At 53.3% G+C, this 10249-nt stretch carries 10 protein-coding genes; 1 reads left to right on the top strand and 9 read right to left on the bottom strand.

Features of this window, described 5'->3' with window-relative positions; translation table 11 throughout:
- Positions 1–404: 404 nt before the first annotated feature.
- The 6 genes from hemG to ubiD all read right to left on the bottom strand — a co-directional run bounded on the left by hemG (position 405) and on the right by ubiD (position 6843).
- Entirely contained in the window at positions 405–944 is a 540-nt protein-coding gene (hemG, locus tag ABRZ28_RS15840; protein WP_319605368.1) for a menaquinone-dependent protoporphyrinogen IX dehydrogenase, read from the bottom strand.
- A 19-nt stretch (positions 945–963) separates the two neighbouring features.
- Complete coding sequence (gene trkH, locus ABRZ28_RS15835) at positions 964–2415, bottom strand: Trk system potassium transporter TrkH (RefSeq protein WP_319605369.1); 1452 nt, start codon at positions 2413–2415, stop codon at positions 964–966.
- A 41-nt stretch (positions 2416–2456) separates the two neighbouring features.
- Entirely contained in the window at positions 2457–3071 is a 615-nt protein-coding gene (locus ABRZ28_RS15830; RefSeq protein ID WP_319605370.1) for an IMPACT family protein, read from the bottom strand.
- A complete protein-coding gene (gene pepQ / locus ABRZ28_RS15825; RefSeq protein ID WP_330520869.1) occupies positions 3071–4402 on the bottom strand; it encodes a Xaa-Pro dipeptidase in 1332 nt (443 codons plus the stop codon). Before pepQ ends, ABRZ28_RS15830 begins: the two co-directional genes overlap by 1 nt.
- Before the next feature lie 189 nt (positions 4403–4591).
- The gene (gene fre, locus ABRZ28_RS15820; protein ID WP_319605372.1) at positions 4592–5293 is read right to left on the bottom strand and encodes an NAD(P)H-flavin reductase; all 702 of its coding nucleotides are present in this window, start codon (positions 5291–5293) and stop codon (positions 4592–4594) included.
- A gap of 53 nt (positions 5294–5346) precedes the next feature.
- A complete protein-coding gene (ubiD, locus tag ABRZ28_RS15815; protein WP_319605373.1) occupies positions 5347–6843 on the bottom strand; it encodes a 4-hydroxy-3-polyprenylbenzoate decarboxylase in 1497 nt (498 codons plus the stop codon).
- 195 nt (positions 6844–7038) lie between these two features.
- Here ubiD and rfaH point away from each other — a divergent pair, with 195 nt between their 5' ends.
- Complete coding sequence (gene rfaH / locus ABRZ28_RS15810; protein WP_319605374.1) at positions 7039–7527, top strand: transcription/translation regulatory transformer protein RfaH; 489 nt, start codon at positions 7039–7041, stop codon at positions 7525–7527.
- A gap of 37 nt (positions 7528–7564) precedes the next feature.
- Here the strand turns inward: rfaH and hemB are convergent, their stop codons facing one another.
- The 3 genes from hemB to tatC all read right to left on the bottom strand — a co-directional run bounded on the left by hemB (position 7565) and on the right by tatC (position 10247).
- The gene (gene hemB / locus ABRZ28_RS15805) at positions 7565–8587 is read right to left on the bottom strand and encodes a porphobilinogen synthase (protein ID WP_330520868.1); all 1023 of its coding nucleotides are present in this window, start codon (positions 8585–8587) and stop codon (positions 7565–7567) included.
- 17 nt (positions 8588–8604) lie between these two features.
- Complete coding sequence (gene tatD / locus ABRZ28_RS15800) at positions 8605–9387, bottom strand: 3'-5' ssDNA/RNA exonuclease TatD (protein ID WP_330520867.1); 783 nt, start codon at positions 9385–9387, stop codon at positions 8605–8607.
- A gap of 107 nt (positions 9388–9494) precedes the next feature.
- The gene (tatC, locus tag ABRZ28_RS15795; protein WP_319605377.1) at positions 9495–10247 is read right to left on the bottom strand and encodes a Sec-independent protein translocase subunit TatC; all 753 of its coding nucleotides are present in this window, start codon (positions 10245–10247) and stop codon (positions 9495–9497) included.
- Positions 10248–10249 lie beyond the last annotated feature (2 nt).

The raw sequence follows: 10249 nt of genomic DNA, 5'->3' as shown, positions 1-10249 counted from the left end.
CATGATCAAACTCTTCAATTTAAGATTTGTTTGATTCGCTAAGTTAATAGCTGTGCTCAAAGAATTAGTAACTGTTCATTCGTAATGAATTTACTGCTAGTCACTCTTCAAGACTTTTTATATCGTTAGCCGATAGGTCTTGTGAGTGCCCACACAGATTGTCTGATTAAATTGTTAAAGAGCAGTGCCACGTTATCCCGTGGCGCGGGCCGCATATATTATGCTTTTCCGCTGTGAAGTCAAGTGATTATTGCCTGGCTTCTTACTGCCGTCACAACCGCGTATTCGCCGTTGCCGTGTCAGTGGGAGCGCATTATAGGGACTTCTGCGCAGGCCGCAACTGGTAATTTGCATAAAAATGATTGAGTGCGTTTTTTTTCGGCGATCCGCCGGGAAAGGCAACGCTATGTGCTCTTTTTAAGCGTTAATTGCCCAAATTCATGAGCGAAACGCGTTACCTGATCCCAATCGGTGTATTCGACTTCTTTGCTGCTATCCGTCTCTCCGCCGGTCATGTGCATAATCAATTGGATCATAATGCGATCAAACCATCGATAGCGGGGATAACGCAGCGCACCCGCGAATACGCCGCACAAGTCTGGCTCCCACGGCGAACTCAACAAGAATTTGCGCGTATAGGCGTTCGTCTGCAACGTGCGCTTTTCTGGTTTCCGCGCCGTTAAATTTACGGAAAAGAACGCGCTGGGCATTTGCCGCAGACGCGTCAGATGCCGCTGAATAAACTTATTCACCGCCGGATTAAAACGTCCGTATCGCACCGATGCGCCGATCAGGATCCGATCGTATTTAGTCAGGTCGATATCATTCGCACTTAGCAAGCTAATGACATCACACTCCAACGCGCCTTTTAGCGAGTTGGCGATATAAGAGGCTATCTCTCGCGTCTGCCCATCCTTACTGGAAAATAATATCAAAGCTTTCATTGCACTATATCCGCCTGTTTTATTCCCGCCAGAACGTCGGCGTAAACAAGACTAAAAGAGTAAATACCTCTAAACGTCCGAATAGCATTGTCAGGATCAATATCCACTTTGCCGCATCATTCATCGAAGTAAAGTTGTCCGCGACGACACCCAGCCCCGGACCTAAATTATTCAGCGTCGCGGCGACGGCGGCAAAAGCGGAGAAATCATCCACTCCCGTCGCGATAACGGCCAGCATACTGACGATAAAGACTAGCGCATAGGCGGAGAAGAAACCCCAGACGGCTTCCAGTATCCGCTCAGGCAGCGCGCGATTGCCCAATTTTATGCTGTATACCGCGTTAGGATGAACCAGCCTTTTCAATTCACGCGAACCTTGCAGGAAAAGCAGCAGAATACGAATGACTTTCAAGCCGCCCCCGGTTGACCCGGCACAGCCGCCGATAAACGCGGAGCACAGCAGCAGCACCGGCAAAAAAAGCGGCCAGGAAGCAATACTATCCGTGGTGAAGCCCGCGGTTGTGGCCATCGACACAACCTGGAAGAAAGCCTGATTTAGCGTTTGCATGCCTGTCGCATAGACGTTGTGAAACCACAACACCACGGTACACACCGCGACCAGCGACATCTGAACATAGATGAACATACGGAATTCAGGATCGCGCCAGTAAACCTTGATGCTACGTCCGCTCAGCACCGCGAAGTGCAGACCAAAATTACAGCCGGAAATCAGTAGAAATACCGCAATAATGGTGTTAATCGTCGGGTTGTTAAAATAGCCGATGCTGGCATCGTGGGTAGAAAAACCGCCAACCGCAACCGTTGAAAAACTATGGCCGATCGCATCGAAAGCGGGCATCCCCGCCAGCCAGAGTGAAACCGCACAGGCCGCGGTAAGCATCACGTAGATCAGCCATAGGGTTTTCGCCGTATCGGCGATCCTGGGACGCATTTTGTTATCTTTCAGCGGTCCCGGCATTTCGGCGCGATAAAGCTGCATCCCCCCGACGCCAAGGATAGGCAGGATAGCCACGGCCAGAACGATGATCCCCATCCCCCCAAACCATTGCAGCATTTGTCGATAGAACAGAATCGCTTTGGGTAACGAATCCAGCCCGACCAGCGTCGTCGCCCCCGTGGTGGTTAGTCCGGAGAAAGACTCAAAAAAGGCGTCAGTGACGCCGAGGTTCGGGTGTTCCGCGAAGAGAAAGGGAAGCGCGCCCACGCTGCCCAGCACCGTCCAGAATAATACGACGATCAGAAATCCTTCCCGTGATTTCAACTCATGCTTTTGTTTACGGTTTGGCAGCCAAAGCACAATGCCGATCGTCAGTGCGACCAGAAAAGTTTGAGTGAAAGCCCGCCCGGCGCCATCACGATAGATCAAGGCCACCAGTCCTGGGATAAACATCGTCCCGGAAAAAAGGATAACCAGCAGACCCACAATTCGGGTTATGGCGCGCAAATGCATTGCAAAGAATTCCTTAAATGATTCATAAAACAGCGTTGGGATTATTGTGAAACTGGCAATAAATGCAACGAGCCACGGCTGATATCACGCAATCTCATGGCCGCTTCATCAACGCGCCCAAGGGGAATAGACACGCTCAATGTCACTTCCGCACCGAAGTCGCTATGCAGAATCCGACCGCCAAGATGGTATATCAGCGATTCAACCTGAGGTAATAATGAATAATCACAGCGTAGGCCATATTCTTTCTGTAATACTTTTTCTTGCAGCGATACCGCTTTCAGCGCTTGCTGGACGCCGCCGCCATAAGCCTTCACCAGCCCGCCGGTACCCAGTTGGATCCCGCCGTAATAACGCACAACGACGGCGGTAATCTCGCCGATGCCGCTCCCCATCAACTGCGCCAACATGGGTTTCCCGGCCGTCCCCGAAGGCTCGCCGTCATCAGAAAATCCAAGCTGCTGGGAATCGTCAGGCGCGCCGGCGACATACGCCCAACAATGATGTCTGGCCGTGGGGTGCTGCTCCCGGGTCTGCTGAACAAAATCTTTTGCCGCATCAATGCCATTTGTCGGCGCCAGTAGAGTAATAAAACGGCTTTTCTTGATTTCCTCACTCACGCTGACCGGCGCTGCGGGTACCGGATAAGCCTGCATCAGGACAGCTTCTGGTCGCGCGTCATATTTTCAATACGCTGCTCATGGATAACGATATTATCTTCAATGCGAATACCGCCGAAGGGTTTTAGCGCATCAATCCGCTTCCAGTCAAAATGGCGGCTGAATTGACCCGCCCGCCAGGGCTCAAGCAGCGAATCGATAAAATAAATACCGGGTTCAATCGTCAACACCATGCCGGGCTCAAGTATTCGGGTACAGCGCAAATAGGGATATTGCGGCGGTGCGGCCAGTTGGGCGCCCTGGTCATCCTGCATAAAGCCGGCGACGTCATGTACCTGTAACCCCAGCAAGTGTCCCAGACCATGCGGCAGGAATGGCGCGGTTAAACCGTTCTCCACCATCGCCTCGACGCTGATCCCATCAATCAGCTGATGTGACTTCAACAAGCCGGCAATACGCTGATGCATTTGGATATGATAATCGGTATAGCGTACGCCGGGCTGGATCGTATCGATGAGGGCCAGCTGTTCCTGATTCAGATCTTTCACCAACGCGGCAAATGCGTTATCGCTCTGCGTGGAATAGGTGCGGGTCAAATCGGCCGCATAGCCGTTATATTCGGCGCCCGCATCGATCAGAAAACTACGCACATCCGACGGCGCCTGATGGTCCAACTGGGTATAATGCAGCACCGCGGCGTGTTCATTGAGCGCCACGATGTTGCTATAAGGCACATCGGTATCACGGTGACCGGTGGCCGTCAGATAAGCCAGATTGATATCGAACTCGCTCATGCCGGACAGAAAAGCCTCATGCGCGGCGCGATGGCCGACAACCGCGGTTTTCTGCGCTTCACGCATGCAGACTAACTCGTAGTCCGTCTTATAAGCGCGATAGTAATGCAGATAATCCAATACGCCCTGGGGATTAATGTTTTCCGCATCAATACCCAGCGCCAGCGCTCTTTGCGGGGCATAGCCGAGGTAAGCGACGCGCCGCCGCCCGGCCGGAAGTTGTTTTCCAATATCATCGGCATTGCGCAGAACCGAGATGTCCACCTCGTCAGTCCAGAAACTTTCTGGCATGGGCGCGACGTTGTGCCAGTAATCCACCGGCGAATAGAACCAGAGTTTCGGCGGGTTGACGCCGTCGACCCATAGCCAGCAATTCGGCACCTGGGTTACCGGCACCCAGGCTTTAAACTGCGGGTTAACTTTAAACGGGTAGTCGTGATCGTCCAGAAATACCGTTAATAATTCACCGGAATGAATCAATAATGCGTCGAGCTGGTGGCGCGCAAGAATGGCCTGAGTGCGTTGCTGTAACGTAATCAGATGATGGTGGTATAAAGAAGCCAGCTTTTCCATAGGTATCCCTGTTTGTCGCTGCACGATGCCTTCATTTTAACACAGCCGCCATTCAACGACAGCGCCGGACACTTTGTGCGCGCCAGGATTTCCGCCACGCTAATCCATCTGATGGAAAGCCTGTGTGCATTGGCAAGGGACAGGGGATGATGACCGTCAAACCCCGCGGACTATCACGCGGGGGTTTTCTTAGATAAACGAGAAAGCGTCGCTGAACATATGCGCCGTCAACGCGCCGCGCTCATTGCAGAAGCGCTCGCGGGCAATCTTCGCCATTTCAAAACGACCGGCGATATAAATGTCTTGCTCGGCTAATGAACCGTAATCCTGTAGTACCGCGCTTAATACGGTACCGGTTCGTCCACGCCAGCCTTCTTCCGGTTGTTCAACCACCGGGATCACTTGCAAATTGGCATACTGCGTCGTCAGCGCTTCCAGTTCGCCGAGATCGTAGAGGTGTTTGGTTTCCCGTCCCCCCCAATAGATCGCGATATCGCGCTCCGGCCGCTGAGCCAGCGCCGTCAGCAAAATCGAGCGCACGTAGGAAAAGCCGGTGCCGCCGGCAATCAACACCAGCGGACGCTCGCTCTCTTCGCGCAGCCACGCTTCACCGTGCGGAATATCCACCGTCAGCGTTTTCTCTTGCAGAATACGCTCCATCACCGCCATGGCATAAAGATTCAGCTCAGAAGCGCCGATATGCAGTTCAATAAAATTCGTCTCCATCGGCGTGGACGCCATAGAGAAAGGACGCTTATCCCGCTCGTCCATGACGACCATCAGGTACTGACCGGCACGAAAAGAAAAGGGCGCCTCAGGTAATAAACGAACCCGATAAACCGTATCGGTTATTGCTTCTACCAAAGTCACGTTACAGCTCAATGTCGTCATGCATTCCCTCTGTAGGGTCATAAAAGCAATACTGGGAACAGAGCAACAGCAGGTTAGCGCCGGGGTTCTCTGTCACTGAAAATGGCTAATTCATCCCATATGGCATCAACGCGCGCACATACCTGAGGATCTTTTTTGATCGGATGTCCCCACTCGCGTTGTGTTTCGCCCGGCCATTTATTGGTGGCGTCCAGCCCCATTTTGGAACCCAAACCGGAAACCGGCGAGGCAAAATCCAGATAATCTATCGGCGTATTTTCCACTAATACGGTATCTCGCGCTGGATCCATGCGCGTGGTGATCGCCCAGATAACGTCTTTCCAGTCACGGGCATTGACGTCGTCGTCACAGACAATAACAAATTTGGTATACATAAACTGCCGCAAAAAAGACCAAACGCCCATCATGACGCGTTTAGCGTGACCGGCATATTGCTTCTTCATGGTAACGATCGCCAGACGGTAAGAGCAACCCTCTGGCGGCAAATAAAAGTCGACTATCTCCGGAAATTGCTTTTGCAAAATAGGCACAAAAACTTCATTGAGCGCGACGCCCAATACGGCGGGCTCATCCGGCGGACGTCCGGTATAGGTGGAGTGATAAATCGCGTCGCGCCGCTGGGTGATATGCGTCACCGTAAAGACAGGGAAACTATCGACTTCATTGTAGTAACCGGTATGATCGCCGTAAGGCCCTTCCGGCGCCATTTCCCCCGGTTCGATATAACCTTCCAGCACCATTTCCGCACTGGCCGGCACTTCCAGATCGTTGGACAAACATTGCACGACCTCGGTTTTATGGCCGCGCAGCAGACCGGCAAAAGCATATTCGGATAGTGTATCGGGAACCGGCGTGACCGCCGCCAAAATCGTTGCCGGGTCGGCCCCCAACGCGACGGCGACCGGGAAGCGTTGCCCCGGATTTTCCTGACACCATTCCTGAAAATCCAGCGCGCCGCCGCGATGCGAAAGCCAGCGCATAATCAGCTTGTTTTTGCCCAGCAACTGCTGCCGATATATCCCCAGATTCTGCCGTTCCTTATTCGGCCCGCGGCTTACCGTCAGCCCCCAGGTCACCAGCGGCGCGGCATCTTCCGGCCAGCAGTGCATGATCGGTATCCGGCTTAAATCGACGTCTTCGCCCTGCCACACCTGTTCCTGACAGGGAGCCGAAGACAATCGTTTCGTCGGCATATTCAATACCTGACGGAATTTAGGCATTTTATCCACCAGATCGCGGAACCCTTTCGGCGGTTCGGGCTCTTTAAGAAAAGCCAGCAGTTTACCGACATCACGCAATGCGCTGACGTCTTCCTGCCCCATTCCCATGGCGACGCGTTTTGCCGTGCCGAACAAATTGCACAGAACCGGCATGCTGTAACCTTTCGGATTTTCAAACAGCAGCGCCGGGCCATCCGCACGCAAGGTACGGTCGGCAATTTCCGTCATTTCAAGATAGGGATCGATAGGCTGGTTAATGCGTTTTAATTCTCCCCTCGCTTCCAGTAGCGAGAGGAATTCGCGTAAGTCACGATATTTCATGCTGATCATCGGCGCTGTCTGTGGAACTGGTTATTATAAAGTCTCTTCTGCAGCCTGTCGCTTCTTAGTGCGGCTATTTTGCGGCGGCATTCGCCCGCGCTTCTGGGTACCTTGAAACCGATATCAGCAATTTCTTAAGAAAATTTTTTTATCCGGGCCCGCTTTTGTTATGCTGACCAACCGGAATCATAAGTCTGCAAAATTATGGAAGCTTGGTACTTACTCTATTGTAAACGTGGTCAATTGCTGCGGGCGAAAGAACATTTGGAACGCCAGGATGTTGCTTGCCTAAGTCCGATGATTACACTGGATAAAATCATACGCGGCAAACGTACCGAGGTCTGCGAACCGCTGTTTCCGAACTATCTGTTTGTCGAGTTCGATCCCGAACGCATCCATACAACCACCATCAGCGCCACGCGCGGGGTCAGCAACTTCGTGCGCTTCGGTAATTTCCCCGCCACCATCCCCCAGCAGGTGATCGATGACCTGATGCAGCATCCGCCGGAAGGCATTACCGACCCGCAAACGCCGCAGCCAGGCGATGAGGTCATGATTACGGATGGGATTTTTACCGGCTTGCAGGCCATCTATACCGAGCCGGACGGGGAAGCCCGTTCCATGCTGTTGCTGAATTTGCTGAATAAGCAGGTTCGTCAGAGCATTGATAACCGTCAATTCCAGAAAATGTAATCGTCAGGCGCGGCGAACGCCGTCCTGACGAAACTAATCAACGTTGCGAATGCTGCTCATGCAGCCATTGCGCGACGCGCTTGGCAAAGTAGGTCAATACGCCATCGGCGCCCGCGCGTTTGAAACACAGCAAGGACTCCATCACCAGCGGCTTTTCCTGTAGCCAACCATTCTGAATGGCGGCCATATGCATCGCATACTCCCCGGAAACCTGATAGGCGAAAGTCGGCACGGCAAACGTATCCTTCACACGCCTGACCACGTCCAGATACGGCATTCCCGGTTTCACCATCACCATATCGGCCCCTTCCTGAAGATCCTGGGCGATCTCCTGTAAGGCTTCATCGCCGTTGGCGGGATCCATCTGATAGGTCTTTTTATCCCCGCCCTTCAGATTACCGGCCGATCCCACCGCATCGCGGAATGGGCCATAGTAACAAGAGGCGTATTTAGCCGAGTAAGCCATAATCTGCGTATTAATCAGGTTTTGCCTTTCCAGACTCTCGCGGATCGCGCCGATACGCCCGTCCATCATATCGCTGGGCGCGATAATTTCCGCGCCGGCCTCGGCGTGCGACAGCGCCTGACGCACCAGAATATCTTTGGTGATATCGTTAATGACGTAGCCGTCTTCATCGATAATGCCGTCCTGCCCGTGCGTGGTATAGGGATCGAGCGCAACATCCGTCAACAGACCCAGCTCCGGCACAGCATCTTTTAACGCGCGAACGGTACGCGGAACAAGGCCATCCGGGTTATAGGCTTCCTCGGCATGCAACGATTTTTTATCCGCTTCGATGACGGGAAACAGCGACAGCACCGGAATGCCAAGCCTGGCGATTTCCTCAGCTTCTTTCACCAGCACGTCAATAGTCATGCGGTATACGCCCGGCATCGAGGGAACTTCCTGCTGACGATTATTGCCTTCCATGACAAAAACAGGATAAATCAGGTCGTTAACCGTCAGTTGGTTTTCAGCGACCAGGCGGCGGCTGAAATCATGACGACGGATTCGGCGCATGCGCCGACCGGGGAACGTACCGGGAAAAGCAGTGCTCATATCATTATTCTCCTGAATCAAACCAGCCGGAAAACCCGGCGGGCGTTTTCATCTGTTTTTCGTCCCAGCCATACGGCATCTTCTTCACGCCAGGCGGCGACCTGACTGACAATATGCGGGAGAAAACAGGATTCGTTACGGCGGGATGCAGGCTTAGGACTTAAATCCCGGGGCAGCAAATACGGCGCGTCGGTTTCCAGCAACAACCGATCGCACGGAATATGTTTCAATAATGCACGCTGCTCAAGCCCCCGGCGTTCATCGCAGACCCAGCCGGTGATGCCGATCATCAACCCGACAGTCAGACATTCATCAAGCTCGCGGCGATTGCCGGTGAAGCAATGCAATACCGCTGCGGGTAACTGATCCAGCCAAGGCGTCAGCAGGGATAGAAAACGCGGGTGAGCCTCTCGGCAGTGCAGAAAAACGGGCATGGATAACTCGGCCGCCAGCGCCAGTTGAGCGCTGAATGCGCGTTCCTGCTGCTCTGGGGAGGAAAAGTTGCGATTAAAATCAAGCCCGCACTCACCGATGGCGACGACGGCCTCGGATTGCGCCATCTGGCGGATCTGCTCGGCGGCTGAATCATCCCAACCGCTGGCGTCATGCGGGTGAACGCCCGCGGTAGACCAGCAGTAATCCGGATATGCCGCCGTCAGCGCCAGGGCCTGGCGGCTTTCCCGGATATTGGTTCCCGTCGCCAGCATCCCGCTGACGCCGGCCTGTTTGGCGCGCGCGATCACCAATTCCCGGTCTTTCGCAAACTGAGGGCTGGTTAAATTGACTCCGATATCAAACATTGGCTAGTTACCCGTCTATCGCTACAGTGATACCGCCGCAGGAGGCGCACAAAAAACAAAACCTCTCAAAGAGAGGCTATTTACTTTCAAAGACAGGGAGCCATTTCTTACGGCGCAGGCTCTTCTGTTTCCGCACGACGACCTTTACCCACATAAAACCGGGAGAAAAACACGCCGATTTCAAACAGCATATACATGGGAAGCGCCAGCAAGGTTTGCGAGAAAACATCCGGCGGCGTCAGCAACATACCGACAATAAAAGCCCCGACCAGCATATAAGGCCGTTTCTTTTTCAGATCCTCCGGCGTCACCACCCCGCTCCAGCACAGCAACACGATCGCAATAGGCACTTCGAATGACACGCCGAACGCCATAAACAACGCCATGACAAAGTCCAGGTAGTTGTTGATATCGGTCGCAATCAGCACGCCCTCGGGCGCCGTTTTGGCGAAGAAGCCGAATGCCAGCGGGAAAACAACGAAATAGGCAAACGCCATACCGGCATAGAACAACAGGCTGCTGGAAACCAACAGCGGCATCATCAACCGGCGTTCATGCTTATACAGCGCCGGCGCGACAAACGCCCAGACCTGATACAACACCAGCGGCGCCGAGACAAACACCGAAACAATCATGGTGAGCTTTATCGGCGTGAAAAACGGCGAAGCCACATCAGTGGCGATCATACTGGCCCCTGCCGGCAGCTTTTCAATCAGCGGGGCCGAAACCAACTGGTAAATGTCATTAGCAAAGTAAATCAATGCCAGAAACACCACCAGCACACAAATAATACTGTTCAGCAACCGCTTGCGCAGTTCGATCAGATGACTAATCAGCGGTTGGGTATCTTCAGCGGTCATAA

It is taken from the genome of Brenneria sp. g21c3, assembly GCF_040240345.1.
In the GTDB taxonomy this organism is placed as follows: Bacteria; Pseudomonadota; Gammaproteobacteria; order Enterobacterales; family Enterobacteriaceae; genus Brenneria.
The sequence above is the reverse complement of the archived record's forward strand: the minus strand, read 5'-3'. Positions and strand labels throughout refer to the sequence as shown.

Excerpts from the sequence above, each read along its gene's own strand:
- hemG (WP_319605368.1), bottom strand. The coding sequence starts at position 944 with ATGAAAGCTTTGATATTATTTTCCAGTAAGGATGGGCAGACGCGAGAG.
- trkH (WP_319605369.1), bottom strand. The coding sequence starts at position 2,415 with ATGCATTTGCGCGCCATAACCCGAATTGTGGGTCTGCTGGTTATCCTT.
- ABRZ28_RS15830 (WP_319605370.1), bottom strand. The coding sequence starts at position 3,071 with ATGCAGGCTTATCCGGTACCCGCAGCGCCGGTCAGCGTGAGTGAGGAA.
- pepQ (WP_330520869.1), bottom strand. The coding sequence starts at position 4,402 with ATGGAAAAGCTGGCTTCTTTATACCACCATCATCTGATTACGTTACAG.
- fre (WP_319605372.1), bottom strand. The coding sequence starts at position 5,293 with ATGACGACATTGAGCTGTAACGTGACTTTGGTAGAAGCAATAACCGAT.
- ubiD (WP_319605373.1), bottom strand. The coding sequence starts at position 6,843 with ATGATCAGCATGAAATATCGTGACTTACGCGAATTCCTCTCGCTACTG.
- rfaH (WP_319605374.1), top strand. The coding sequence starts at position 7,039 with ATGGAAGCTTGGTACTTACTCTATTGTAAACGTGGTCAATTGCTGCGG.
- hemB (WP_330520868.1), bottom strand. The coding sequence starts at position 8,587 with ATGAGCACTGCTTTTCCCGGTACGTTCCCCGGTCGGCGCATGCGCCGA.
- tatD (WP_330520867.1), bottom strand. The coding sequence starts at position 9,387 with ATGTTTGATATCGGAGTCAATTTAACCAGCCCTCAGTTTGCGAAAGAC.
- tatC (WP_319605377.1), bottom strand. The coding sequence starts at position 10,247 with ATGACCGCTGAAGATACCCAACCGCTGATTAGTCATCTGATCGAACTG.